23 protein-coding genes are annotated in these 25,685 nt (G+C 46.1%); 5 read left to right on the forward strand and 18 right to left on the reverse strand.

Translation table 11 applies throughout. The features are described 5' to 3' along the window. Nucleotides 1-369 precede the first annotated feature (369 nt). The 13 genes from lacZ to AC1DLM_RS03245 form a co-directional block, all read right to left on the reverse strand. Nucleotides 370-3,426 carry a beta-galactosidase, LacZ type gene (gene lacZ, locus AC1DLM_RS03185; RefSeq protein WP_477569101.1) on the reverse strand — a complete coding sequence of 1,019 codons (3,057 nt, stop codon included), beginning with the start codon at nucleotides 3,424-3,426 and terminating at the stop codon, nucleotides 370-372. A gap of 51 nt (nucleotides 3,427-3,477) precedes the next feature. Then, complete coding sequence (locus tag AC1DLM_RS03190) at nucleotides 3,478-4,302, reverse strand: carbohydrate ABC transporter permease (RefSeq protein ID WP_441990795.1); 825 nt, start codon at nucleotides 4,300-4,302, stop codon at nucleotides 3,478-3,480. Further along, complete coding sequence (locus AC1DLM_RS03195) at nucleotides 4,299-5,177, reverse strand: carbohydrate ABC transporter permease (protein ID WP_477569102.1); 879 nt, start codon at nucleotides 5,175-5,177, stop codon at nucleotides 4,299-4,301. Before AC1DLM_RS03195 ends, AC1DLM_RS03190 begins: the two co-directional genes overlap by 4 nt. Nucleotides 5,178-5,287: 110 nt before the next feature. Beyond that, nucleotides 5,288-6,595 carry an ABC transporter substrate-binding protein gene (locus AC1DLM_RS03200; RefSeq protein ID WP_477569103.1) on the reverse strand — a complete coding sequence of 436 codons (1,308 nt, stop codon included), beginning with the start codon at nucleotides 6,593-6,595 and terminating at the stop codon, nucleotides 5,288-5,290. A gap of 181 nt (nucleotides 6,596-6,776) precedes the next feature. Beyond that, complete coding sequence (locus AC1DLM_RS03205; RefSeq protein ID WP_441990797.1) at nucleotides 6,777-8,555, reverse strand: sensor histidine kinase; 1,779 nt, start codon at nucleotides 8,553-8,555, stop codon at nucleotides 6,777-6,779. 20 nt (nucleotides 8,556-8,575) lie between these two features. After that, nucleotides 8,576-10,120: a response regulator gene (locus AC1DLM_RS03210; protein WP_477569104.1), complete on the reverse strand. Its 1,545-nt coding sequence runs from the start codon at nucleotides 10,118-10,120 to the stop codon at nucleotides 8,576-8,578. A 192-nt stretch (nucleotides 10,121-10,312) separates the two neighbouring features. Further along, nucleotides 10,313-11,320 carry a substrate-binding domain-containing protein gene (locus tag AC1DLM_RS03215; protein ID WP_477569105.1) on the reverse strand — a complete coding sequence of 336 codons (1,008 nt, stop codon included), beginning with the start codon at nucleotides 11,318-11,320 and terminating at the stop codon, nucleotides 10,313-10,315. Nucleotides 11,321-11,388: 68 nt separating this feature from the next. Then, nucleotides 11,389-12,378: an ABC transporter permease gene (locus AC1DLM_RS03220; protein WP_477569106.1), complete on the reverse strand. Its 990-nt coding sequence runs from the start codon at nucleotides 12,376-12,378 to the stop codon at nucleotides 11,389-11,391. 10 nt (nucleotides 12,379-12,388) lie between these two features. Continuing rightward, nucleotides 12,389-13,891 carry a sugar ABC transporter ATP-binding protein gene (locus tag AC1DLM_RS03225; protein ID WP_477569107.1) on the reverse strand — a complete coding sequence of 501 codons (1,503 nt, stop codon included), beginning with the start codon at nucleotides 13,889-13,891 and terminating at the stop codon, nucleotides 12,389-12,391. Between the two features lie 607 nt (nucleotides 13,892-14,498). Next, a complete protein-coding gene (locus AC1DLM_RS03230) occupies nucleotides 14,499-15,185 on the reverse strand; it encodes a PspA/IM30 family protein (protein ID WP_441990802.1) in 687 nt (228 codons plus the stop codon). 3 nt (nucleotides 15,186-15,188) lie between these two features. After that, nucleotides 15,189-15,650, reverse strand: coding sequence for a PspC domain-containing protein (locus tag AC1DLM_RS03235; RefSeq protein ID WP_436245140.1), 462 nt, complete (start codon nucleotides 15,648-15,650; stop codon nucleotides 15,189-15,191). Next, complete coding sequence (locus AC1DLM_RS03240; RefSeq protein WP_477569108.1) at nucleotides 15,619-16,314, reverse strand: PspA/IM30 family protein; 696 nt, start codon at nucleotides 16,312-16,314, stop codon at nucleotides 15,619-15,621. The genes AC1DLM_RS03235 and AC1DLM_RS03240 overlap by 32 nt, the downstream gene beginning before the upstream one ends. A 50-nt stretch (nucleotides 16,315-16,364) precedes the next feature. Then, complete coding sequence (locus tag AC1DLM_RS03245) at nucleotides 16,365-16,661, reverse strand: LiaF transmembrane domain-containing protein (protein WP_056617426.1); 297 nt, start codon at nucleotides 16,659-16,661, stop codon at nucleotides 16,365-16,367. A gap of 254 nt (nucleotides 16,662-16,915) precedes the next feature. Between AC1DLM_RS03245 and AC1DLM_RS03250 the strand changes: the two genes are divergently transcribed. Next, nucleotides 16,916-17,755, forward strand: coding sequence for a lysophospholipase (locus AC1DLM_RS03250; RefSeq protein ID WP_477569109.1), 840 nt, complete (start codon nucleotides 16,916-16,918; stop codon nucleotides 17,753-17,755). 79 nt (nucleotides 17,756-17,834) lie between these two features. Here the strand turns inward: AC1DLM_RS03250 and AC1DLM_RS03255 are convergent, their stop codons facing one another. Then, nucleotides 17,835-18,539, reverse strand: coding sequence for a 3D domain-containing protein (locus AC1DLM_RS03255; protein WP_477569110.1), 705 nt, complete (start codon nucleotides 18,537-18,539; stop codon nucleotides 17,835-17,837). A gap of 271 nt (nucleotides 18,540-18,810) precedes the next feature. On the opposite strand from AC1DLM_RS03255, the gene AC1DLM_RS03260 reads away from it, so the two are divergent. Next, entirely contained in the window at nucleotides 18,811-19,146 is a 336-nt protein-coding gene (locus tag AC1DLM_RS03260) for an ArsR/SmtB family transcription factor (protein ID WP_477569210.1), read from the forward strand. A gap of 48 nt (nucleotides 19,147-19,194) precedes the next feature. Then, nucleotides 19,195-19,722 (forward strand): SRPBCC family protein, encoded by a 528-nt coding sequence (locus AC1DLM_RS03265; protein WP_477569111.1) that lies wholly within the window; start codon nucleotides 19,195-19,197, stop codon nucleotides 19,720-19,722. 67 nt (nucleotides 19,723-19,789) lie between these two features. Here AC1DLM_RS03265 and AC1DLM_RS03270 read toward each other — a convergent pair whose 3' ends face one another. Genes AC1DLM_RS03270 through AC1DLM_RS03280 form a run of 3 tightly spaced genes read right to left on the reverse strand, consistent with a single transcriptional unit; the run spans nucleotide 19,790 to nucleotide 21,734 of the window. Then, nucleotides 19,790-20,473, reverse strand: a complete 684-nt coding sequence (locus AC1DLM_RS03270) for a hypothetical protein (protein ID WP_477569112.1) — start codon at nucleotides 20,471-20,473, stop codon at nucleotides 19,790-19,792. After that, on the reverse strand, nucleotides 20,470-21,366 hold the full coding sequence (locus AC1DLM_RS03275; protein ID WP_477569113.1) for an ABC transporter ATP-binding protein: 897 nt from the start codon (nucleotides 21,364-21,366) through the stop codon (nucleotides 20,470-20,472). Before AC1DLM_RS03275 ends, AC1DLM_RS03270 begins: the two co-directional genes overlap by 4 nt. After that, a complete protein-coding gene (locus AC1DLM_RS03280; RefSeq protein WP_477569114.1) occupies nucleotides 21,366-21,734 on the reverse strand; it encodes a GntR family transcriptional regulator in 369 nt (122 codons plus the stop codon). The genes AC1DLM_RS03275 and AC1DLM_RS03280 overlap by 1 nt, the downstream gene beginning before the upstream one ends. A gap of 261 nt (nucleotides 21,735-21,995) precedes the next feature. On the opposite strand from AC1DLM_RS03280, the gene AC1DLM_RS03285 reads away from it, so the two are divergent. Together AC1DLM_RS03285 and AC1DLM_RS03290 are read left to right on the forward strand one after the other, a co-directional pair. Next, nucleotides 21,996-23,117 carry a metallophosphoesterase family protein gene (locus tag AC1DLM_RS03285; protein WP_477569115.1) on the forward strand — a complete coding sequence of 374 codons (1,122 nt, stop codon included), beginning with the start codon at nucleotides 21,996-21,998 and terminating at the stop codon, nucleotides 23,115-23,117. Nucleotides 23,118-23,665: 548 nt separating this feature from the next. Further along, nucleotides 23,666-24,649, forward strand: coding sequence for a hypothetical protein (locus AC1DLM_RS03290; protein WP_441990811.1), 984 nt, complete (start codon nucleotides 23,666-23,668; stop codon nucleotides 24,647-24,649). 122 nt (nucleotides 24,650-24,771) lie between these two features. On the opposite strand, the gene AC1DLM_RS03295 is transcribed toward AC1DLM_RS03290, so the two are convergent. Then, nucleotides 24,772-25,599 (reverse strand): phytanoyl-CoA dioxygenase family protein, encoded by an 828-nt coding sequence (locus AC1DLM_RS03295; protein WP_441990812.1) that lies wholly within the window; start codon nucleotides 25,597-25,599, stop codon nucleotides 24,772-24,774. Between the last annotated feature and the right edge of the window lie 86 nt (nucleotides 25,600-25,685).

Raw genomic sequence — 25,685 nt, forward strand, 5'->3', positions numbered from 1 at the left:
TCCAGGCCAGATAGCTTTGGGGGATTAACTGGATTCCTACATCTAATTCCGGGTAAATCTAGCCTGCGGAGAGTTTAACTGGAATTTCTACATCTAATCTTGCTCGAAAAGTCCCATTTGGCGAAATTGGCCTGAAATAACGGGAGGAAATCCAGTTATTTGACGAAATCCCGTGATTTCGCTTGAATTAGCTACAGAAAATCCAGTTATTCGCTTGACCAGGATGCCCCATGGCTAGTGCAGGTATTTGTGCCTGCATCAGCACCAGGAGCAACGCCTCACACCCTAATCCACGCTGATAACAATTACATTTAGACACACAAAAGAGGCTGCCTAACGGCAGCCCTTCGCTTACTCAATCGTATTCCTTTACCCTTGTGAAGATCTGTTATGACTAGACAAGAAGAACTCAAATTCCATCTCTTGATCCGCTGGAATCTGATATTCTTCATGGACAGGTGCACCCCAGCTGTCATCGCCGCCAACACCCATTTGTTTGCCTGCAACGGTCACAACGGTATAATGAACCTCCGGCAGCTCAAAAGCATGGTCCGCATGCTCGAGTTCAAATGCCGTGTACGGAGACAAGTTGCACTCAACTGGCGCTAGTGGATCTGACTGAATCGACAGACCGATACCAGCAACATCCGTCACATTCACACGGCGGACACCAGTGCGGTTGCCTGATTCCTGTGGAACCAGATAAGGGGTAGGCAATTGATTCACCGGACGGCTAAATACGCCCAATCGAGCACCGAAATTGCGGTCGATATAGTTTTCTTCAGGTCCCATCGCATACCATTCGGATTGATTATAATCCGCAGACATCTTGAACGATACAGCGAGTATCGGCAAATTCGGCAGACCCGCGGCACCCTTGTACTGCGTATTCACGCGAATCGTTCCATTCGCTAATACGGTGTACGCGATGCGAACGGTCACTTCAGCGTTGATGCTGAATTTGTAATCAAAAACAACGGTTGCTGAACCTTGTTCTTGACGCAATTCCCAATTGACGCATTTGCGCGCCAGACTAGCGGCATACCAGGCTCCGGCCGTAAAGCTCATTGCGGTTCCTTTGTCATTATCCGTGGTAGCACGCCAGAATAATGGCGCAGGCGGCATCGCGATCATTTCACGTCCCTCGTATTTAAGCGAAACGAGCGATCCTACCTGCTTCGAGAAAATGGCCGTGAAGCCTTTCCCTGTCACGCTCATGTTCACATCGCCCTCAACGACGACAACTTCACCTGATGGCTGCTCATTCTGACGGTTTGCCCCAACCACAAACGTCGTTTGACCAAACGTCGTTTCAAATCCAGCATCAGCCCATAGTGTAGCTTCTCTCAGAACTAAAGAAGCCTGAATGCAGTACTCACCTGGTGTTCCATCTACATCCGGCAATTCAATTGGCAGACTGAATTCACTCTGCGCTTCGACTTCGATGTTCGCTTGCCCAGCGCCAATTTCTTTCCCCTCATGGAAAAGTCGGTACACTAACACCAAATCATCTGTGTTCGCAAATAAATTTTCATTCACAATGTTAATATGAGTTCTGGTTGGCTCCAGCTTGATATTCTGATAAAGGAATTTAACTTCCTGCATTTTAGGTGTGATTTGACGATCAGCAAAGACGAGACCATTACCGCAGAAGCTATAGTCAGTTGGACGATCTTTGAAATCACCACCGTACGCCAGAAACTCACGGCCGTTTCGGTCTTTTTTCACAATCGCCTGATCGATATAATCCCAAATAAAGCCGCCTTGGTACATCGGATATTTGTTCTCAAGCTCCGTATATTTATGAAGACCTCCGACGGAATTCCCCATCGCGTGCATATATTCGCAGCTAAGGTACGGTTTGCTCGGCTGGCTATTGAGATACGCTTCAATATCCGCTGGCTTCGCATACATCCGGCTTTCCATGTCGCTGGTCGCATCATAATTGCGATCGTAGAAAACACCTTCGTAGTGAACAAGTCGTGTAGGATCCGTTTCACGGAAGTAGTTGGACACATTCAGAATAACTTGACCTGCATAGGATTCGTTACCGCAAGACCAAATGAGAATCGATGGATGATTCTTATCCCGCTCCACCATCGATATCGCACGATCCATGACGATGTCTTGCCACTCCATATCGTTACCTGGAATATTCCAGGAAGGTTCAACTGCACCCATTTTCTGCCATGAGCCATGCGTCTCTAAATTCATCTCATCAATGACATAGACCCCGTACTCATCACAAAGCTCATACCAAAGCGTCTGGTTCGGATAGTGAGATGTGCGGACCGCATTAATGTTACTGCGCTTAAGCGTTTGAATATCCCACAACATATCCTGCTTCGTAATCGCACGTCCGCTGCGGCTGTTGAACTCATGTCGATTGACACCTTTGAAAACGATCCGTTTCCCATTGATGCACATCAGCTTGTCTTTCATTTCAAAACGACGGAACCCTGTCTTCTGAACGATAGCTTCAATTAAATTTCCGCTCTCATCGTAAATCGAGATGCACGCGGCATATAAATAAGGGCTTTCCGCACTCCAAGGTTGAACAGTACCTGCAGAAAGGTTGAAGATAAGGTTGCCTTCGCGGAACTCGCCTTCTTCGGTGAGGCAAATTTGCCCTTCAGCATCCTTTAGCTCAAGCTTAGCGCGGACAGTTTCCGTATGTTCATTGCGAAGCTTGAGCTCAATCTCAAGCAGCCCTTGCTCATACGCATCATCCAAATCTGCCTTTACACGCATTTCCCAAACGTGGACTTTAGGTACGGTGTACAAATACACATCGCGGAAAATCCCCGACATCCGCCAGAAATCCTGATCTTCCAGCCAGCTTCCTGTGCTTCGTTGGTAGACCTCTACAGCGAGTTTATTTTCACCTTCACGAATATGTGGCGTTAAGTCAAACTCGGCTGGCGTAAAGCTATCTTCGCTGTAACCGATAAATTCGCCGTTAAGCCAAACGTAGAAGGCTGATTCAACGCCTTGAAACGAAATATAGACAGGTTTGCCAATCATCGTTTCAGGCAATTCAAAATTTTTCACATAACTGCCAACTGGGTTATGCTCTTGTGAAATGTGAGGAGGACGAAGCGCTTCTACGCCATCCCACGGATACATCGTGTTGACATATTGTGGCTGACCCCAGCCTTGAAGCTGGATATGACCAGGCACTTGGATATGCTCCCAAGCCGCGCAGTTATAATCCATTTGATAAAAAGACTGCACGCGGCTAGCGGGGTTAACCGCGTAACTAAACTGCCAACGCCCGTTCAAACTATGCCGCATGTCCATCGGTGCGCCTGCCTCCGCAGACGCCATCGAATGATAATAACGATGATCCGAATGGGCATCCACGCGGTTCACTTTGAATACACGTACATCTTGAAGCCAATCAAGGCTTGGTACCGAATGTTTCATTTTTCTACGCCTCCCAAAAAATAAGACCCAAAAAGGGTCTCTAATTACGTACTATTTCACAGAACCAACCATACCCGCGACAAATTGTTTCTGCATCAAGAAAAAGACAAGCGCAGTCGGCAGTGTTGAGATCACAATAGCGGTCATGATCACCCCAAAATCCGGTGAATAACTAGAACCCAAATTCGAAATTAACAAAGGAATTGTTCGTTTCTCCGGTGTTTGCAAGACAATAAGCGGCCACAAGTAATTATTCCAACTTGACATAAAGGTAATGATAGCGGCTGCTGAATACGTTGTTTTCATAGTCGGCATATACACGCGGAAAAACAATCCTAATTCGGTCAATCCATCAATACGCCCCGCTTCTAGCAGCTCCTTCGCAAACATTTTTGTGCTTTGGCGGAAGAAGAAGATGAGAAACGCTGTCGTAAATGTCGGTAGGACAACCGCGTTCATCGTGTTAATCCCGATAAATGGAACCGCACGCGATAGGCTCGAAAACATTTGGTAAAGCGGAACCATCAACGCCGCGAACGGAATCATCATGGAGACAAGCAGTATATTGAACACGATATCCTTGGCTTTGCTCCGATAAATTTCGAAGGCATAGCCTGCCAGCGAAGCAACGACTAAGGCTAAGATCGTTGTAGACAACGATATCCGCAAGGAATTCCAAAGTGCAGGAACGAGATTAATCGATTCTGTTAATTTATGAAAGTTGTCCATAAAATGCGATCCTGGTAACATTCTGCCCTGTGTAACGTCCACAGACAGATTCGTGGAACTAATGACCATCCATAGGAATGGAAAAATGGAGATAATCGCCACGGCAAAAAGGAAGACATAGATGATTGTACGTCTTAAACCTATCATTTTTTATCACCTGCCAATTTGATTTGAAGGACAGATAACACAATGATCATGACTACAACCGAGTAGGAAACTGTTGCTGCATAGCCAAAATCAGGTGTGTATTTAAAGGAAAGATTGTAGATGTACTGCGATATGGAGAGGGTAGAATTACCTGGTCCACCCTTCGTAATATTCATAATCTCATCGAACAATTGCAGCGTACCAATCGTCGAGGTAATGGACGTGAAGAGTACAATAGGCTTCAGCATTGGGAACGTAATAAAGAAAAACTGTTTGAACGCAGAGGCTCCGTCAATACGAGCTGCTTCATAAATAGAACTATCAATGTTTTGTAAAGAGGAAAGGAAAAAAATCATATTATATCCTGTCCAGCGCCATGTAATGGCAAGGATAATCGTAATTTTCGCCCAAAAAGGATCAGAAATCCATGCGATGGGCTGTGAAATCAAGTGAATCTTAATTAAAGCCATATTAATCAAACCATCATTGCCAAACAAGTACTTGAAAACAACGGAGTAAGCTACAAGTGAAGTCACGCAGGGCAAGAAAATTGCTGTACGGAAAAAGCCTTTGAAACGAAGCTTGCTATCATTCAACAAGACGGAAATCATCATCGACAGAATGATCATGACCGGCACCTGAATAATCAAATAGATAAACGTATTCTTAACAGCAGTGATGAATGTCTTATCACTAAAGAGCCGTTTATAGTTGCTTATCCCATTGAAATGTAGATTGGCACCCGCGCCTGTTTTAAAGGAAAGCAGCAGTGCTTGAATCATTGGATAAAAGTAAAACAAACAAATCATCAATACGGCAATAGAGATAAACAGCCATCCCGTAAGCTTTGCACGGCTACGCATCGAGTAGTTCATTAAATTCAAATCCTTCCATTATTTACGATGAAAAATCGAAACGCTGTCCCCTGCTTTGCATATTTCGCAATTCAGAGGTCAGCGTTCCATAGGTTAATGGGAAGAGAAACTTACTTAAGTTGGGATTCTGCTTGAGACTGAGCATCACTGAATACTTTCGCGATGTCTTTGCCCTTCAGGAAGTTTTGCATCTCAACTTTGAGAATATCTTCAATCGCATACGTATGCAGACCATAGTTGACTTTAGGAATTTGCGCCGTCCATGTTGCGAAATCAGAAATTACCTTCTGACCTCCGAAGAAATCGTCGGCTTTCGTATAAGCTTCACCTTGTGCAGCAGGTTTATAAGTACCAACAACCCCTACGTCTGTTACTAATTTTTGATACAAATTCACATCAGAACCGAGTGTTTTCCCAAGGAAATCAGCAGCCGTATCTTTACCAGTGCTGTTTAATACATACCAGGAGCTTCCTCCAAGGTTAGATGCATTAACGGAACTAGCTGTGTTTTTCAACTTAGGAAAAGGAACAACTGCCCATTTACCGGATTGATCAGCTTGTGATTTAATCGACGGCGTAATCCAGTTACCTGTCGGAACAGAAGCAACAGCACCGCTATTGAAACCAGCTAGGAAGGAGTTCCAATCCGAATTGATTTTAACGATGTTCGCATTCATGATTTCTTTGTACGTCTCGAATGCTTCCTTTAACACAGCGTTGTCTTTCAGATCCGGCGTCGTGCCGTCACTTTTCAGATACCAAGCGCCTGCAGATTGAATCATCATACGGATTAAGCCAAGATCATTGGGATCCTGTGTCAGTAAATCTTTACCGGTTTTGGCTTTAACAGCTTTACCGACTTCAATGAATTTCTGCCAGTCGATATTTTTCAAATCATCAACCTTGTAGCCTGCTTGTTCCAAGTAATCTCTGCGAACATAAAGACCTGTTACGCCAGAGTCAAATGGTACACCGTATTGTTTACCGTTCAAGCTTGTTGGACCTAACTTGTATTCAGCGAAATCCGAAGCTTTAATGGATGCGGACATATCAGCAAATGCATCTGGATATGTTTTCAAAAAGCTTTGCGCACGATAATCTTCAATCAATACCACATTCGGCAGGCCTGACTTTGAACCGGAGTTCAAACCAGTGTTCATCTTTTGAATAATGTCATCTTGCGCATATTCAACAACGTTGATTTTCACATCAGGATGATCCTTCACATAAGCGTCTTTCGCAAGGTTCATTGCTGCAATATTAAAGTTCTTATCCCATGCCCAAACTGTAATTTCTTTACTAGTGCTCGCTGCACCGCCACTAGGAGTAGTCGTTGATGATGTGTCTGACGAATTACTTGAACATGCCGTCAAAAGCATAAAACTTGCAAGTAAAACCGTAGAAATTTTCTTCTTCATGTGATCCCCCTGGATGATTTAATTTTGTAAGTGCTTACTTATAAATAATATCATTTGGGCAATTTGTCTTGTTAGAACGAAATTTGCTGAAATTAGCGTTTTTATTGTATCTGTAATCCCATCCTTACTTGCTCATTTGTATTATTTTTATATTTTGTATTTATTTTAGTTTTTTATACTTCTACGTGTACTGATCTGTACGCCATGGAAGATTAATAGATATTTTCGTTCCCTGTCCCAATGTGCTTGTTATCGTAACCCCATACTCTTCACCGTACAAAAGAACCAGGCGATCATGAACATTACGAATACCAATCCCTGTGAACAATTGCCTCGCACTTGTGGGATTCGGTATCTCGTCCGCTTTGTCCGAAAGTTCCATGCCATCCCCATTGTCAACCACTTCACAGTGCAGCGTATCTCTCTCTTTCGTGATGATGACGTAAATATATCCGGTACCCTTCTTATTAAAAGCATGAAAAAAAGCATTCTCGATAAAAGGTTGCAGCATCAAATTAGGCACTTGCGCAGGCAAGCAGTCTGGTGAAACAAAGTAATCGACCTTAATCCCTTGACCATAACGAATCTGATTAATGAACACATAATGCTTTAAGTTCACCAACTCTTGCACAACGGGAATCGTTTCTTTGACATTGCTGATCGTATTCTGCAGGAGAGAAATGAGCGCATGAATCGTTTGCGTGGCGGTCTCTTGGCTCCCTCGCTGAACGAGGATGTTAACGGAAGCCAGTGTATTATATAAAAAATGCGGATTAATCTGCTGCTGCAACGCAGCCAATTCTGCTTTACGCTGCTCCTTCTGCGTATCAACAAGTTGACTGATATAGTCGTTCAACTCGTCGAGCATAAAATTGAAGGAGCGACTAAGCTCCCTTGTCTCATAGGTGCCCGTAACCGCCATATAATTGTGAAAATTCTCTTTCGTCACCGTCGACATTTTCTTAACGAGCTTTCTTAGCGAGAGCGTCAACCTCCGCGTGATCACATACACAACGAGCACAGCCAAAGCCACGATCCCCGCAACAATGAAGAAAATCGCTTTCCTGTTGAGCATTTGACCAAGGGCTGCATCCTTATCAATGACATTCATGATGTAAAAGTCGTACAATGGCAAATCGCCAGCCAATACCATGACATCCTTACCGGACATCCTTATTTCATCCTTAGCCAGACCCTGCTGCTGAATCCTCTGTGCGCTCTCTAAAAGCGATTTCGATGTTGTTCCGATCAACTCCGCTCGGTTGCTAGAAATGATTAGACCTTGACGATCCAAGATCATCACATCATTCCCAGCACTTGTAAAGCTGGCATAAATGGATCTTAAATCGTTTTCTTTCAGGAAGATATAAAGCGTCCCATACCCTTCTTTACTGCCAGAATCAGTTAGCGTTTTGACGGCAACAAGGCCTTGATCCCCAGAACCCGGAGTTCCTTCACCTAAATAACTGTACAACAGACGTCCTGGCTGGTTCCGCGACTCTTGTGTAATCGGATTTCGCCCTAAATCCGCCGAAGAACCGGACCAATAAGTCCGGTCGCTCTTAAAGCTTTTGCCATTAATACCTGAAATGATCATCCCAATGTTCTTGGCTCCAATACCCGACTGGATTCGCTTCATCTGCTCGCTCATGTCGAAGGTTACTTTGGAGTTGGTTACCGAATCAACATCCCCTTCTGTCAGAAAACGTTTAATCGCACCACTTTGCGCGGTGTTAATGACTATATTGACATTCGAATAATGAATGGAATCCAGACCGCTTTTAATTTGCTCGATGATTTTTGAATTCGTGATACTGAATGTCTGCACAAAAAGTTTCTCCGACATTTGCACGGTAACCCAAGAAGTCGCCACCGTAACCGTAATCATGCTAAGCACCATGACAAGAAATAATTTACTAAATAAACTTAGATCAGAGATCCGTTTGAGCCACGCCCCCATAGGTTTGATGATTCCCTTCTTTATTTTTTTCGATAGTGGCTAGGTGAAGTCCCCATCAACTTCCGAAACACTTTCGTGAAGTAACTGTGATCCGAGTATCCAACAAGACTGCTGATTTCCGAAATCGAAATTTGCGCATTATCCCTTAATAATTCGCATGCACGTTCAATCCGAATACGATTCAAATACTCATTAAATCCTTCTTTATTATGAATGGTAAAATAATTGGATAGATACGATGGGTTGAAATGAAATTGTTTGGCTACTTCTGTCAGCGTGAGAGGTTCAGTGAAGTGCTCATCCAGATACAATAAAATCTTCTGTATGCCTGGAGAATTTGTTTTGTTTCCTGTCACACAATCTGTCGCCTCATTCAGGAATTTGGCCAAAAGAGAACGCACTTCCCCAATATGTTTGGCCTCATGAATGGCACGGAAATACTCATACTTCGCATCATCCAGCGTTCTAGCCTCGTAGTGAAAATGCAGTAAAGAAACAATAATATTGAATAGGCTGTGACCTAAAAAAGACTTAAACTCAAACATATCCGTATCCAGCCTGTCAGGCATGGTGTCTACATAATGGCTGAGACGCCCAAAAGCTTGTTGAAAATCTTGACGATTCAGCTCCGCAGTAAACGCCTCCGAATCAAACGTATCGCCATTCCCTTCATGCTCCAACAGTTCGTCAGCAAAGAACAGTTGTTGATCCGACAGAAAGAAACGGTGATCCAACACTTTGAGAATATCATGCGTATACACATCATGAAGTTCTGTAATTTGCGTAAAATTCTTGCTAAGTGCCCCATAAAAGGATAAACCCGCCATTACGCTGGATTGTACTAATTGCTCGGCCATATGAATGACCTCCATTCGGCCAGCATGCTCTATATTTAGCAAAAACCGGATATGACTGTCTTGATGTGAAAGGCGATGAATGATGCACGGTTCCTTAACATCCTGAACCATACCTTTCAGAAAGGCTTCGATCCATTCCTCGTTACGTTTCATCGCGGATGAGCTATCTTGCCTATCTACAACGAGTAGAACGAAACATGGATACGGGAAAAGGGTCTTTATCTCCGCACTATCAACCTCCATGGCATAGCCGGAAATCAGCCTGTCCAGCACATAGTCAATGGACTGTCCTTTTTCATTCGTAAAGTCCATGTGTCGAAAGGCTGGCATCCCCTCTACCGTCTTTTTTAAGACGGCTAGCAGCGACTTCGCATCTAATTTGGGCTTTAATAAATAATCTGCTACACCACTCTGAAACGTGGAGCGTACATACTCAAATTCACCGTAGCTGCTGAGAACCACAATTTCAATCTCCGGATATAAGCCTTTCACAACTCGGACCAATTCCTCCCCACTCATGACCGGCATAACGATATCCGTCAGGATCATGTTGGGTTCGAGTTGTTTCACCATATCAAGGGCATCCTTACCGTTCGATGCCTCGCCGACAATTTTAAAGCCTTCGCTTTCCCAATCGAGAAGATGTCTGATTCCTTGACGCACCAGCATCTCATCATCAACAATTAACACCTTGCAATACGTCTCCATGGCTTACTCCTTTGTGGACTATACATAGCTTCCCACTTTTAAATTGAACGATGTATGGATCTCTGTCAGATTTTAAATTTAATTCTACACTTTAACAAGTATGAATCAACAATCATCCCGAGCGCTTAACTACGCAGACAAAAAAGCATCATTCACCATGTTAACGTGAACGATGCTTTTTATTAGAAGCTTTTATTCGTATAATAGCGGCTTGATATCCGCTGCATCAATGTTTGTTTTGTCATACCAGTGGAAGCCTGTGTCGATATTTTTCGGGACTGTTTCGCCTTTGATCGCTTGCACAGCCGCTTTCACGGACCAATAGCCGATGCCGATCGGATCTTGCGTAATCGCTCCAGCCATTTTACCGCTGCGGATCGCATCCATTTGTTGTTTACCAGAGTCGAAGCCGATAACGACGATTTTGCCGTCTTTTTTACTTTCTGTAATCCCGTTAATAACCCCAATAGCTGCACCTTCGTTAGAACCGAAAATTCCTTTGATATTCGGGTGAGCTTGGATGATCGCTTTAGACAAGTCTGTTGCTTTCAGTGGATCACCACTGTATTGTGTATCTACAATTTTGATGTTCGGGTATTTCGCTTTAATCTGGTTCACAAAGCCGTCGCGGCGATCAACGCCCGTACGGCTCGTTTGATCATGAACAACCAGTGCAATCTCGCCCTCGTTCCCAATGAGTGAAGCCATTTTATCAGCAGCCAGTGAAGCAGCGGCTTTATTATCCGTAGCGGCAGTCGTTACCGGAATATCGCTATCGACACCAGAGTCGAAACCGATAATCGGGATTTTGCCCGCTTTCGCTTTCTCTAGCAGCGGTGACGCTGCTTTGCTGTCAAGTGCAGCGAAAGCGATAGCCGCAGGCTTTTTGCCCAGTGCCGCTTGCAGCATTTCGATTTGCTTATCCACTTGCGTTTCCGTCTCAGGACCTTCAAACGTAATCTCTACATTGAATTCCTTCGCTGCTTTCTCAGCACCTTGCTTCACCGCTTGCCAGAACTGATGCTGGAAGCCCTTGGAGATGACAGGAATGTAGATCTTATCTGATTTCACAGTTGTTGTCGTTGTTCCTGCTGTTGATGTTGCTGTTTTCGTAGAAGTGGAACCACATGCACTCAAAACGATAGCGGATAGCAAGATTAACGATGACGCTACTGCCAATTTCTTAGTCCGTTTTTGCACGGTTGATCGCCCCTTATTCCTAATTTGGTTTGGTTTGTATAGGACTCCAAATGGAGTAAATACCAAGGTTATTTCTTGCGACGGCGCATCATATCAGCGTAAACTGCCAACACAATCACGATACCTACGATGACCGTCTGCCACTCTTGCTTCACGGATAAAATCCGCAGTCCATTCGTCAACACGCTCATGATCAGCGCCCCGATGACCGTTCCAAGGATGGAGCCCTTGCCCCCGCTGAGGGATGTTCCCCCGATAACAACAGCTGCAATCGCTTCCAATTCATAACCGGATCCGAGTGCGGGCTGTGCAGAGTTGAGCCTGGAGGCCATCATAATGCCGGCAATTCCGCTGAACACACCTGTCAGTGTGTAAATCACGATTTTCCAGTAGTCCACGTTAACACCGGAGAGTCTTGTAGACTCTTCGTTGCTTCCTAAGGCAAAGTTGTAACGGCCGATGATCGTTTTGGTTAAAATAATGCTGGCCACAATCGCGGCTCCGAAGAAGATGAGAATCGCGTTCGGAATGCCACTGATGATCGAGCCCATTGAAATCTTCGTAAATGCGGGTGTGTCGTTAAAATAAATCGGCTTCGCACCTGAAATAACTAGCGATAAGCCCTTTGTCACCATCATCATGGCGAGTGTCGCGATGAAGGGCGGAATTTTCATTTTGGCTACGAGCAGTCCGCTAATGAGACCGCAGATTGCGCCGGCGAGTATGCCTCCGAGGATACCGAGCGGCATAGGCAGCTGCCATGTTGTGATGATTACACCGGCCATCACGGCGGAGAATGTCATGACCGTTCCCACGGCTAAGTCGATCCCGGAAGTGATGATAACGAACGTAGAGCCCAAGGCTAGAACGCCAATAACGGCGGTGGAAAGCATGATCGCGACTAGGTTATCGAATTGGAAAAAGTTGCTCGATGATATGGAAAAAATAAGTACGAGCATGATCAAGCTGGCGAACGCCAGTAGCTTCTGTGCAGCCCCGCTTTGTTTGGACAAGGTGGGAATGGTTTTCTTGTAGGCATGTGCTAATCGTGTTGACATCTGGCTCCTCCTAACTGATCCGCATCGTGGCGAATTTCATAATGGCTTCCTGTGTTGCTTCTTGCTGCGTGAGTTCACCGGTAATGCGACCTTCGCACATGACCATGATGCGATGACTCATACGTAATATTTCTGGCAGCTCCGAGGAGATCATAATGATCGATTTCCCCTGTGCCGCGAGATCATCGAGCAGCTTGTAAATCTCTGTTTTGGCTCCCACATCAATCCCCCGCGTCGGTTCATCGAAAATCAGAATATCGCAGTTGCGGTGCAGCCATTTGCCGATAACAACCTTCTGTTGGTTACCGCCAGATAGGAATTTCACCTGCTGGTGGATGGTCGGCGTTTTKATTTGAAGCGCTTCCACATAGTGTTTAGCTGTTTGAGCGATAACACCGTCACGCATCCAGCCAAGTCGCCGCGCTTTTCGGTAAGAGGCCAAGGCGATGTTCATTTTCACATCCATGTCCACCATGAGCCCGTAGCGCTTGCGGTCCTCGGACAAGTAGCCGATACCGTGCCTCACCGCGTCATGCGGCGTTTGAATACGGACCTGCTGTCCGTGGATGCGGATGTCGCCAGAATCGATGGCGTCTGCGCCAAAAACCGCCCGCGCCACCTCCGTGCGCCCCGCTCCCATAAGGCCAGCGAAGCCGAGGATCTCGCCTTTGGCCAGATGGAAGGACACATCCTTCACCGCCGAGCCGCGGTTTAGCTTGGAAACCTCCAGCACCTTCGCCTTAGAGGCGGTCGTCGTTTGTTGATTCGGGCTGACGTAGAGCTCGCGCCCTACCATCATCGCGATAATCTGATCGATGGTTGTCGTCTGCGTCTGCACCGTATCGATATAACGGCCGTCACGCATGACGGTGATGCGGTCGCTGATGCGCTTCAATTCTTCCATCCGGTGAGAGATATAGACGATTCCAACGCCTCTTGCGCGCAGCTGGTTGATGATGCGAAACAGCTCCTCTATTTCCGCGTGCGTTAGCGCCGCTGTCGGCTCATCCATGATCAGCACCTCGGATTGAAAGGATAGCGCCTTCGCTATCTCCACCATCTGCTGCTTCGCGACCGTCAAGTCCGCAACCAGCGTTCGCGGATCTAGCTGTAGGTTCATCTGATCGAGGAGCAGTTGCGCTTGCTCGTTCAACTTGCGCTCATCGACGAATAGCTTGATGCTGTGCCTCGGCTCGCGGCCGATGAAGATGTTCTGTGCTATCGTCAAATCCGGCATCAGGTTCAACTCTTGGTGAATCATCGAAATACCCAGTTGCTGCGCTGCTCTGGTATGGGGGATATTCACTTCCTTGCCCTTCACCAAGATGCGGCCTTCGTCTTTCTGGTACACACCCGTGGCAATTTTCATCAACGTTGATTTCCCTGCCCCATTCTCACCGACTAGCGCGTGCACCTCACCAGCAGCTAACGCCAACTGACACTGATGCAGCGCATGAACACCAGGAAAATGCTTCTCAATCCCTTCCATCCTGAGCAAAACTTCCTCACTCATCGTCGATCTCACCTCGTACCCCAGTTCGTCATGTCCCTTGTTCATGAGTTCATTCTACCTGCCAGAAGTTGGAATGAGAGTGGATAAATCTCTTCAAAAACGTTGAAAATCTTCTGATTCGAGCATGGGGTTCGAGCTAAGTGTGGGGCACAGGACGTCGTGCGCTGACTCCGAGACCAGTCTGCGCATGGTGGGAGAGACAGGCTCATCGTGCGCTGGGCGCCGAACGGCGAGCTCCATTACACAAATCCAATGGGATGAGTAAAATAAGCGGAGATTTCATCCCTGCATTGGATAAATCCAGTGGGATAACCTGTTTTGGTGTTAAAAAGGGGCTATTTTTGAATTTTGAGTGGATTTGTCCAATCTAATCCACTTTTGAGCCACTTGAGAGAGCATTCTACTGGATTTATCCAATGGGTCGCAGGTAGGCGGACTAACTGGTAGAGATCGCTTGTTAATTGACTAGTGTTCTTTGCCTGGCTGGAGGGGTTATTGGCATTTGGTGTGAGGGCGTGCTGTTGGTGTTGAGGAGTTCCGCACCACCCCCAAACACAGCAAAAAGCCCCTCACCAGGAGGGGCTTCCGCACTTCACTACCCAAGCTGCTACTCAGCAGCTGGACCGTTCAATTTCTCTTTGAGCAGGTTCAACTGCTCATCTACTTTAGCCTGCTTCGCTGTGTCGATCGGCGTGTAGCTGCCAACCCCACCAGCGGGTACGTATGGCTTGCGAGCGATCTCAGCTTCAACTTCAAGCTGAATGATCTTCTCTTCCATGCGCTGGAAGCCGCGGGATGCGTTGCCGCTTTCGATCACACCGTTGTAGGATACTTGCGCCATTTGTTTCTTTGCTTTCGCTAATTGAGCACGGGATACAAGCTCGTTGCGTTTGTTGCGCATTTTGTAGAATTCATCTTTCATCTCGTGCAATTGCTGCGTCAACTCATCGGCATGTGCTTTCGCAGAAGCGTGAAGATCTGAGTACTCAACAATTTTATCTTCGTGGTACAACTTTTCTTCAACTGCTTGACGAGCAATGGCTTCTTGGCCGTTTTTGATGGCAGCGGAAGCTTTCGCTTCACGATCAGCTACTAAGCGAACGGACTCTTCAAGGCGCTGCTTCAGCTTGCGCTCACTTGCGATTTGGCGAGCAACCGTTACTTCCGCCTGGGCAATTTCTTGCTCCATATCGCGCAGATATTGGTTCAACATTACGATTGGATCCTCAATTTTATCTAATACCTCGTGAATTGAAGCTTTCGTCATATCTTTCATTCTTGTGAATACACCCATGGTTTACACGTCTCCTTTTTTACTATCCAATGTTTGTTTTTCAAAACGAGCGACTTTGGCTCTTAGTTCGTCCACTTCTCTTTGCAAAGCTTTCTTCTCAATGTCTTTCATCATCTCATCGATGTTGTTCGTTGGTTGGCTAGCTTCATATGAAGCATACTTGCTAGTCGGTTGTGGCGCTTGGTGGTGGTTATGGGATTTATGATGATTCCATGCTCCCCCTGGATAGTTTTGACGACCATACGAGCTTGCATAGGGATCAAATGGGGGCTGATCAAACCCAGGTTCCTTCGGAATGACAATCGCCGCTACAAAGTAGACGAAAATGACGGTGCCTCCGGTAAAAAACGTGGTGATCACGACTAGTAAACGTAATAGTGTGACATCTACATTCATGGCTTCTGCAAGTCCCCCGCATAGGCCCGTTAATTTCTTATCTCTTCGTGAGCGGTATAGTTTGTTCATGATCCTGTGTTCCCTCCTGTTTCAGTCTATTGCGAAGTGCTTCCATTTCCGCATCTACAGCTGGGTTACCCCCACTGTAGTAGCTTTCGCGACCCATCTTCCTTACGTCGCGAAGCGTCCTGGCGTGCAGCTCCATATCGGATACGCGCTCTTCCAATCGGCCGAACATCCGCGGTGCCCCATCTTGTGTGACACTGCTGCGAGCATGCATGCGCTGCTGCAAGCGAGCGGACTCCATACGAGCCAAGTAGTAGCTTCGTTTGTCTGCGACTTCTTTGTAATCCGCCTTCAGTTGTTGCAGCTCCTCATCAAGCTCAAGGATGGACTGCTTCGCTTGCTCATAAAGATCATGATATTGCACGCTTTTCTCTTCCGCTTGCAACTTCTCTTGCAGCACGATTCGTGCCATGTGCTCTTCGCCAGCCTTCAAAGCCAGCAGCGCTTGATGCTCGCGCTTTTCTTTCGTCTCTAATGCGGTTAAATATTGCTGCCGAAGTGATGCTGCATGACTTACGCATTGCTGATACAATCTTTCTGACTGCAGTAGCTGCTCACGTTGGGCCGCTAAGTATTGGTCAATCAAGCGTACCGGATCTTCCGACTTCTCTAAATGCTCATTCAAAGTTGCCACGGTTATATCTCTCATCCGCCTAAATAGGCTCATCTTCACTCCACCTTTTTCACACTCTGTATTCGATTCTCTTACTGCTTACGTTAAGCCGTTCTTCCTTTCAACATGGAAAATCCATATCCGATTAATCCGATTGCCAGAAGGATAATGATCCAACCTGCTAGCTTACTTACTAGAATGATAATCCCGATACCAGCAATTACCCATCCTATTTTCTTATCGTTCTTAATTCCTAGGTACCCCAGTCCAACCATAATGAGGGGAATTACATATCCCATCACCGAGCCAATAAAGTCTCCTAAGTGAAAACCTAGCTTATTGAATAAAATCAGTGCGCCGAATGCGATTAGCAGAGCGGCAAATCCTGTATTTCTTTTCATCGTTTCGTCACCGCCTTTCGTTGTTTGTCGTCGTCTTCTTCATGTCTTTATTCTAGGTAAAATCGCGGCTTTCCAAAACGGACCGTGGACGGTATTTACTCCTAGACCTTAGTCGGGGTGGGTCTACGACCTATGATAGACAGGCATTCCCCTTGATGGCATGGCTAAAATTATCGTGAGTGTCATTTTGGAAGTATGGTAAAATAAGGGCTAGTTTGAACTATCTCGCTTTATTGCGTAAGGAGGATTCTCTTGTGAACATCTCGGAGGGAACTTTTCAGGGAATTGGTGGGGTTGGACTTTTCTATAGAAGAGCCACTCCGTCAGAAGTACCAGTCAAAGGCGCCATTATTGCTGTCCATGGTCACGGCGACCACAGCGGTGGATTAGTCAATATGTGTAACGCACTCGTACAGGGTGGGTATATCGTCTATTCGGCTGATTCGCGCGGTCATGGGCAAAGCCCCGGTATTCGTGGATTTATACGCTCGTGGGATGAATACAAAGGAGATCTGCATCTATTTAGAGAACTCGTCCTATCTGAAAATCCTGAATTGCCTCTCTTTATCATTGGTCACAGTATGGGTGGCGTGATTAGTGCGGACTATGTGCTCGATCGGGGCACGGGGATTAATGGACTCGTTTTGGTAGCTCCCGCGATTTCGTATGAAATGACGACCTTTGAGAGCTGGCTCATTAAACTTCTAGGGAAAATAAGACCACAACTCACCATTCAAAAATCAGGCAGTGTCGATGGATTAACACAAGATCCCGACATGGCGGCGAAGCTGCAATCAGATCCTTTGCGTCATAGTACCGTAACGCCAGGTTTAGGCCTTGGACTAAGCCAAGCCATTCCAAGAATCTTGAATCAAGCACAATTGTTTCAACTCCCCCTTCTCCTGCAATATGGCTTAGAAGATAAATTGACTCCCCCCGCGAAACTTCAGCAATTCCTGCACTTGGTGGGTTCGCAAGATAAAAAGAGCTACGCTTACGATAGGATGCTTCATCGTCCTTTTGATGACTTAGGACGAGAGCAATTCCTTTCTGATTTACTGGGTTGGTTGGATCTGCATACTCTTACCGACTAATAAGCCAAAGATATATGCTTGAAAATGAAAGAAAGACCGACGTCAATGACGTCGGTCTTTCCTATCTTCATATTAACTGCTACACGGTTTCCCTATCTAACACGTACACCTTCACGTTCTTTTTCACACCAAACTCCTGTGCTTCGCCCAAATCATTCATAAAGACATCAATGCGAGACCCGCGAATCGCCGATCCGATATCTTCCGCTTTTCGAATGCCAATGCCTTCGATGAACACCGTGGATCCTAAAGGAATGACGGCGGGATCTACAGCAATCGTGCGCCCTTCCTTGGCTTTGATACCGCTATAAGTGATGCCGTATGTAGGATGAGAGGCTTTTTTGCCTGTCGATTCAAAACCCGCAGTGTATGCGGTTAACGTTGTATTAATTACTTTTTTGATAATTTTCGGCTGTCCATCCGATGATGTAGAGGCTACAGCGACAAGCGGGATTGTCAGACTTTGCCCGATCGTTAATTGGTTTGGATTCGAAATTGAATTAGCAGCAATGAGATCATCGACGGCGATTTCAAAGCTTTTTGCTATTTTGAAAAGGGTATCTCCTCGGCTTACTTTGTACGTTGTCGCAGCTTGCTCGACTGCAGCGGCTGGAGTTTCAGCTATCGAAGAATCCGAGCTTTCATTCGAAGAGGCCACATAGACTGGTGACATCGACATATCTTCAAAGCTCGACGGATACGAATACACCTTCGATTGCATGAACCACAAACCAAGCAACACAATTAAGGATAAGGTCGATATACATATTTTACGAAACATCATAGCTATAGCTCCTCCTAAAAAAGTTAATAGAGTTATAGCTACTAGACTCGGCTAAAAGTAAACTTTCTATACATTTCCTATGAAATTAATGCTAGATACATAGAAACAATAAGAGAGAACCATAAGAGTTGTCTTGTATATTTCCACCTTATTCTGTTCACGATAGTAAACCTACGGATGATATCCGTAGTAAAAAAGATGAGTCCAGATGATAAATTCCCCMACTAAATATGCCTTGACAGGAATATTCCATTTGAGTTATATTCAATACATGAATACGATATTCAGTGCTCTTGCCGAACCACATCGCTTGCACATGGTTGAGCTTTTAAGAGACGGCCCCCTAACTGTAGGGGAGATCGTCGATCGGCTCGGCCTTAGTCAGCCGCAAGTTTCCAAGCATCTGCGTGTACTTAGTGAAGCAGGGCTCGTAGAGGTACAGCCAATAGCGAATCGAAGGGTCTATAAACTGCGGCCGCAGTCCCTTCAGGACATTGAAAACTGGCTAGGTTCCTTCCGGCGCCTGTGGGAAACCCGATTTGATCGTATGGAGGCCTATATAGAGGCTCTGCAAGTTAAGGAAATCAAGCCAGTTGATCCGAAATAAATCGTGATTGAGCTGGCATAAACTATTTTAAATAATGGAGGATTAGACATGATACAACAGAACACATTTGAGATGAATCATGAAGGTACAGAATTGGTGATTACACGTATCGTTAACGCACCTCGCGAGCTTGTTTATAAAGTATGGACAGAGCCTGAACACTTAGCTGCATGGTGGGGGCCAACGGGTATGGAGTTGACGGTCGTATCACTGGATGTTCGCCCAGGCGGCCTTTTCCACTACGGAATGAAGTCACCGGAAGGCTTTGAAATGTTTGGCAGATTCGCGTATCAAGAAGTTGTTGCACCGGAGAAGCTTTCCTATGTGACCTCTTTCGCAGACACGGAAGGTAACGTAATTCGTGCACCGTTCAGCCCTATTTTCCCGCTTGAAATCTTAAATAAATTAACGTTCACCGAAGAAGATGGCAAAACGATCATCGTCATGAGCGGCGGCCCGATCAACGCCACGGAAGAGGAAATTCAGTTCTTCGCTTCGATGAAAGGTTCTATGGAAGAAGGATTTGGCGGAACCTTCAAGCAATTGGATGACTACATTGCGAAAATTACAGCTTAATCTCATACACAAATAACAAAAAACGAGCCATCAGAAGAACTCTTCTGTGGCTCGTTTTTGTTTGTATTTATACAGCTGCTTTGCGCAGCAACCCATAGGAAATGAGCGAATAGATAACGACCAACGGGATCATATACCAGAACAAATCCATGTAATTATCAGCTACCCAATGGCCAAAATCGCTCCATAGCTCGAAATGTGTCATCGTATAAGAACCAATTGTCCCAATCAGCAGCGTCGCTGTAAAAAAGATGTACATGGACATGCTGCCAAAACGGCGATGTAAGCTAGAAATAGCAAACCCGAGGAAAAAACAGTGTACCAATACGAGGATATTAAACCCCAGTATACCGATGTACGGTAGATCGCTTAGAAAACCTATTTTAAACAGATGCAAATTCACGTTCCACCCGTCTGTTGCTTGTTCAATGGCCGAAAGTATGGTTAGGGCAATCCCCGAAATGCTATTTACCAAAAGGACAGTCAAGGCTGTACCTAAGAAATAATCTTTTCTCCGAATACTAAGACCAATGGCGAACGGGAACGTTTCTTTTATCGTCAGCGTACCTGCTACAAATGCATATACGAAGATAGAAGCAACCGCGCCTGTATTGATGGTTTCACCGTTATTAAGTGAGAGAGCAATTAAAGCATTGATTAGAAAATTAGCGCCAAGGATGGCCCATGGAACCATAAACCATGTGTTCTTGTTCCTCAGATGGAGCATAACGACTTGCTTAACTCGGTTCATAGTGATTCAGACCCCTTTCCCGCCACTTGCGTGCGTGTCAGATGAACGATCAATTGCTGAATTGATACTGGAGCAAATTCGAGTCCTAGCTCTTCTGCATAAGCTCGATCCTGCGCCGAGAGGGCACCGATGATGGTCGCCGTTGCAGCAGAACCAATTGCGTTGCGCTCCAGCACCTCTTTCCCCCGTGTGAACGCATCTACCGCTGATTTCAAACCCGAAACCGTACAAGCACGGCCGCGTAATGCATCGGCATCTTCATTAAGAATCAACTTACCATTATCGATCACAAGCACATGCTCCAGTAAACGACTTACCTCGTCAATCAAATGCGTAGAGAGGATGACGGTCCGTGGATACTCTGCGTAATCTTGCAGCAAGCGATCATAGAAAAGTACGCGTGCTACAGCATCCAAGCCCAGATATGGCTCATCGAAGATTGTCAATGGTGCACGGCTAGCGAGCCCAACCACAATCCCCACCGAGGAGAGCATACCTCTGGAAAGCTTTTTAATTTTTCTTTTGATCGGAAGTCGGAAATCTTCAATTAACGAGTTGGCATACGCATCATCCCAGTTCGGGTATAACGTTTTGGCAACCGCGAGCACGTCAATTATGCGGAATGTATCCGGATATTTCTGGCTCTCTTTGATAAAACAAATCTGGTTCAGCACCCGACTATTCTCAAAAGGCTCTTCGCCAAACACCTTAAGCTCACCGCTTGTCGCGAACTGCTGTGCGGAGATCATATGCATGATGGTTGTTTTGCCTGCGCCATTTCTGCCGAGTAAGCCATAAATTTTGTTCGCTTCTACCGTAAAGCTGACCCCGTCAACAGCCTTAACTTGGCCATAGGCTTTCGTCAGTCCTTTTACCTCAACAACGTTCATCATTAGGATTTCTCCCCTCTCCGCACCATTTCCGTCAATTGCTCTACCGTTATGCCCAATTTCTCAGCTTCTTTCACCATCGTCACAACATATTGCTCATAAAAGAGTTCTTTACGCTTCTCCATCAGCTTAGCCCTCGCTCCCTCCGCTACAAACATGCCAATTCCACGCTTCTTGTATAAAATCCTTTGGTCCACTAGCAGGTTAACACCCTTCGCTGCCGTTGCCGGATTGATCTGATAAAAGGCTGCAAATTGATTCGTAGAAGGAACCTGCGATTCTTCCAGCATGCGTGATTCGATAATGTCATCTTCAATCTGTTCTGCGATCTGCACAAAAATCGGGCGGCTATCATCCATCATAAATCCCACAATTCTCACCACCGCTTTCGTTACTACTTTGGTTAGTTACTCATGTAATTAACCATACAACCAAACAAGTTCCATGTCAAGCGAGTTACAAAAATTGGGTAGTTAAATAGTTGCCTTAGAGGGGAATACCAATAGGGCGTGGGCTGGGAGCCTGACGAGGTAAAGAAAAGGACAAGAGTTGGTTAAAGAGAGATAGAGATGGTTAAAGAGAGACATAGAGCAAGCGTATCACTACATACTTAATAGAAAGGTAGGTTTTCTATGTTTCTATCTATCATACGGAGTAGTTTCGTGGTTTTGTTGGGGTTAGCGTTGATTAACCCTGTTGGAGAAAGCATAAAGTCTACTCGCGCGTCACAGCATGCTGCTGTGCAAGTGGCGTCGCAAACTGCAGATGCAAAAGATGAGCCGCAAACCGCTGCTGCACAAGATGAGCCACAAACTACTACTGCAAAAGATGAGCCACAAACAACTACTGCACAAGATGAGCCACAAACCGCCGCACCGTTGTTTTCCTTCTCGGTGATGAGCGACGTTCATATCCTATCGTCGGACTCAGCTTCCCAGCGGCTTCTGCGGCAAGCGCTCGCAGATCACCATGAGCTGCGTCCTGACAGCAAGCTGCTTGTCCTGAACGGTGATCTCACGAATGGCAGTGAGAGCGATTATCGCAGTTTGCTGACGCTGCTTAGCCGCCAGCCCCATGCCCCTGTGCAGGCGACCATGGGCAACCACGATTACTACGGCGTGTGGCGCAAGCCGGATGGCACGATGGATTACACGAAGATGAATTCTTCGTGGTCGAGTGCGAATGCGGTCGCGTTATTCGACCGCATGATGGGGTATGACAAGCCGTATCACGAGCTTGTCGTGGAGGGCTATCGCTTCCTGTTCCTTAGCGGGGAAGCGTACAGGGACGTGGACGCATCCATCAACGAGGATGCGTATCTCTCTCCCGCGCAGCTCAGCTGGCTGCGCGAGCGGCTCACGGCCGCGGGCTCGGCGGATGCCGGCAAGCCCGTGTTCGTGTTCCTCCACCAGCCGCTGCCGCGCACGCTGGATGGCACGGACCTGGAGCTGGGCGTCGTCCAGCACCAGGAACTGCGCGCGATACTTGACGCGCACCCGAACGTCATTTTGTTCAGTGGGCACACCCACTGGAACGTTGAAACGACCAACCAAGTGAAGCAGCTGAAGTTTCTTGCTGCTTCGAGCGCCTCCATCCGTGAGGTATGGAGCGCCCAGAACGAGCCCGAGACGAAGTCGCTTAGCCAGAGCCTCGTCGTCGACGTCTACCCCAAACGCGTCGTCATTCTACGCCGGGAGCATACTGAAAAGCGATGGATCGAGCCATCCATCGCGAAGGGGTATGATGTGAAGTAGACTACAGTTTCTCCAAGTAGGATTATATACAAAGAGTCTGTCTCAAAGTCAATTTAGACTTTTTGAGACAGACTCTTTTTCAGGTAATAACCGATGAGTAATAAGCTTGCTTCGACCATCTAACTGGATTTTCTCCATCTATTTGAAGTGGATTTCTCGAATTTGAAAGATTAACTGTATTTCCTGTAGCTATATTTCTCCAATTCCCACGTCCCTTCAAGTTTCATACAAATTAGATGGACTTTTTCCATTAAATCATGAAAATACGTCGAGTTCGAGCAAATTAGCTGTAGTTTCTACATCTAAACACGAATTGGTAGTCATCGTTCATTTCTACGAAACAGCGCCTGACGGCTGCTCAGATTGGTTTTATTAACAATACAGGCCGACTCCCACGCAGCTACAGACGTATATGAATAATTGAAAGTCAGTCCTTCGGGGACTGGCTTTTTCTTTTCAATTACGAAAAGATTCGATACGCTTGCAACAATTTAGCTTTTTACCAAGTCTATATTTACAACATTAGGAAATTGAGGTGAAAACAGTATATGAAATTCAAAACACGAATCAGGCATGTCATTGCCCTTGTCTTTGTCATGATGTTGTTCAATGTTATTAGCAATTTGCAGGCAAATGCTGCGCCACCACCGCAAAGAGAATTTATTCCGCCTAAAGTCCCACCGGTCATCACCTTACTCGAGGAGACGCCGCTCTACTCCACAACAGACGAATCGCGCAAACCATTTGCCGCACTCACTCCTCAAAATGTGACCACGGTTGATGCAGAGCAAGCTTGGTACACCAAACAGCGCGGGGAAAAGGTATGGATTAAAATTAAGACCACCTGGGCTGGTGATCTCTGGATGCACCTGGATTATGACAAAATTGGCATCCTCAAGCCGCTTGATACGAACATTGCACTGCTCTGGGACTCCTATCTGTATACGCAACCATCTTTATCGACGAGAACGGATGCTGTACTCGCCCCGCAAACGGTTCATGCGAATGCCATATTTGAATCACCTGCATCCTACTTAACCAACTCTTATCGCATTGAGACTTCTTGGCTAGGAGATATGTGGGTTGTCTCTCAACCTCAAATGTTACTAGATATGGAGATTGTGAATCAGGAGGTGGATCTGCCGACCGCAACCTTGTACATGGAGGACTATGATACATCGAATCGTCTGCAACGTCCCTCGGATGTTAAGATGATTCCTCCACAGAAAGTATTTGCCTTGGAAAAAACACAGAATGGCATCTACCATGTTCGGTCTCAGGATGGCAGTACTTTTTGGATTCAGCCTGATTTTGCTGAGCCTGTAGGGGCTGAAGCAATCAATGAACGGCTTACTCTATTGAAGGACGTCAGGCTCTATCTGTTTCCAACAATGCCTTTCCCATCCTTCGGGGTGCTATCGGCTCAAACCGTAGATGCATTCGAACGATGGACCGATCCGCAAGGTGAACGGTGGTACCATATTCATACTTGGGCCGGGGATATGTGGGTTCAGCCGGATAAGCCGCTATAGGCGGAAACCCTGGACATATCAATACACTTAAACTGTCCGCATTCTGCAAAAAGGGTCCCCTCTAATAGAGAGAACGCCTAGCAACATCTATTCTACTAATCCTATGTTTCACCCTGCTGAGCTTACTTATAGACACTTTCCCCAGCATCCTGCACGTATAGCGCCTTCAAAGGTACCATGGATTCCTGTGGAACGTAGTATTTAAATGGATCTTTGTCAATAACGCCCAATAGCTGCTTACGTTGCGGTGATGCATTTTCCAACAACCGGTCAGAAGCGTTGCGGTAATCGATGGGCCTCATCCAGATCGGACTATAGCCTAGAAACAATTGTCTGCGTGTAAACTCAGAGCGGTTAGGCGCCCCAGCATGCCATAGGTTTTGCGGGAAAATAAATACATCCCCAGGTTTACCACAGACTTGCACTTCGCCAACCACTTGACCATTCACGTCCTGGCTCCCGGGATGAAACGGCTTATTATGAGAACCTGGTATGACTTTCGTATTGCCGCGGTCCGGCTGTGACATGTCGCTTAGAATGTAGCACGTTTTGATGTAATACGTAGAGGTGATGCCGTTTTGTTGGGGGAACTGCGGATGCGGTCCGTCTTGATGCCAGTTAATGAAACTGTGTGATTCGGTTTTCACATCGTTCGGATTCGGTTTCCGAATGGTCAAATGCGAGATATGCAGTTGAATGTTAAAACCCAGCAGATTGACCATTAGCGGGAGCAGAGAAGGCTCGTCGATCAGTGAAGCAATTTCACCGTCACGCTCCACACTGTTATAAATGTTATGGGCTAAGGATTCTGGCTCCTCGGCAACGATCCTATCAATGGCGGCATTCAACCGATTGACCTTTTCTTCCGATAAAATGCCAGGTAAAATTAAATAACCGTCCTCATTAAATTGTTGAATTAAGGCAGGTATGTTCAGATTATTTGTAGTCATAGTGATTCGCTCCTTTTTATAGGATAACTTTAAATTTACACGAGTAAATAATAGTGGTAAAGGAAGGAGGAAGCACCCTCTCCTTC

The sequence above is a fragment of the Paenibacillus sp. 01T442 genome, from assembly GCF_056398345.1.

What these genes read in the sequence shown, in the direction of transcription:
- lacZ (WP_477569101.1), bottom strand. Translation starts at nt 3,426, where the DNA reads ATGAAACATTCGGTACCAAGCCTTGATTGGCTTCAAGATGTACGTGTA.
- AC1DLM_RS03190 (WP_441990795.1), bottom strand. Translation starts at nt 4,302, where the DNA reads ATGATAGGTTTAAGACGTACAATCATCTATGTCTTCCTTTTTGCCGTG.
- AC1DLM_RS03195 (WP_477569102.1), bottom strand. Translation starts at nt 5,177, where the DNA reads ATGAACTACTCGATGCGTAGCCGTGCAAAGCTTACGGGATGGCTGTTT.
- AC1DLM_RS03200 (WP_477569103.1), bottom strand. Translation starts at nt 6,595, where the DNA reads ATGAAGAAGAAAATTTCTACGGTTTTACTTGCAAGTTTTATGCTTTTG.
- AC1DLM_RS03205 (WP_441990797.1), bottom strand. Translation starts at nt 8,555, where the DNA reads ATGGGGGCGTGGCTCAAACGGATCTCTGATCTAAGTTTATTTAGTAAA.
- AC1DLM_RS03210 (WP_477569104.1), bottom strand. Translation starts at nt 10,120, where the DNA reads ATGGAGACGTATTGCAAGGTGTTAATTGTTGATGATGAGATGCTGGTG.
- AC1DLM_RS03220 (WP_477569106.1), bottom strand. Translation starts at nt 12,378, where the DNA reads ATGTCAACACGATTAGCACATGCCTACAAGAAAACCATTCCCACCTTG.
- AC1DLM_RS03230 (WP_441990802.1), bottom strand. Translation starts at nt 15,185, where the DNA reads ATGGGTGTATTCACAAGAATGAAAGATATGACGAAAGCTTCAATTCAC.
- AC1DLM_RS03235 (WP_436245140.1), bottom strand. Translation starts at nt 15,650, where the DNA reads ATGAACAAACTATACCGCTCACGAAGAGATAAGAAATTAACGGGCCTA.
- AC1DLM_RS03240 (WP_477569108.1), bottom strand. Translation starts at nt 16,314, where the DNA reads ATGAGCCTATTTAGGCGGATGAGAGATATAACCGTGGCAACTTTGAAT.
- AC1DLM_RS03245 (WP_056617426.1), bottom strand. Translation starts at nt 16,661, where the DNA reads ATGAAAAGAAATACAGGATTTGCCGCTCTGCTAATCGCATTCGGCGCA.
- AC1DLM_RS03255 (WP_477569110.1), bottom strand. Translation starts at nt 18,539, where the DNA reads ATGATGTTTCGTAAAATATGTATATCGACCTTATCCTTAATTGTGTTG.
- AC1DLM_RS03260 (WP_477569210.1), top strand. Translation starts at nt 18,811, where the DNA reads ATGAATACGATATTCAGTGCTCTTGCCGAACCACATCGCTTGCACATG.
- AC1DLM_RS03265 (WP_477569111.1), top strand. Translation starts at nt 19,195, where the DNA reads ATGATACAACAGAACACATTTGAGATGAATCATGAAGGTACAGAATTG.
- AC1DLM_RS03270 (WP_477569112.1), bottom strand. Translation starts at nt 20,473, where the DNA reads ATGAACCGAGTTAAGCAAGTCGTTATGCTCCATCTGAGGAACAAGAAC.
- AC1DLM_RS03275 (WP_477569113.1), bottom strand. Translation starts at nt 21,366, where the DNA reads ATGATGAACGTTGTTGAGGTAAAAGGACTGACGAAAGCCTATGGCCAA.
- AC1DLM_RS03285 (WP_477569115.1), top strand. Translation starts at nt 21,996, where the DNA reads ATGTTTCTATCTATCATACGGAGTAGTTTCGTGGTTTTGTTGGGGTTA.
- AC1DLM_RS03290 (WP_441990811.1), top strand. Translation starts at nt 23,666, where the DNA reads ATGAAATTCAAAACACGAATCAGGCATGTCATTGCCCTTGTCTTTGTC.
- AC1DLM_RS03295 (WP_441990812.1), bottom strand. Translation starts at nt 25,599, where the DNA reads ATGACTACAAATAATCTGAACATACCTGCCTTAATTCAACAATTTAAT.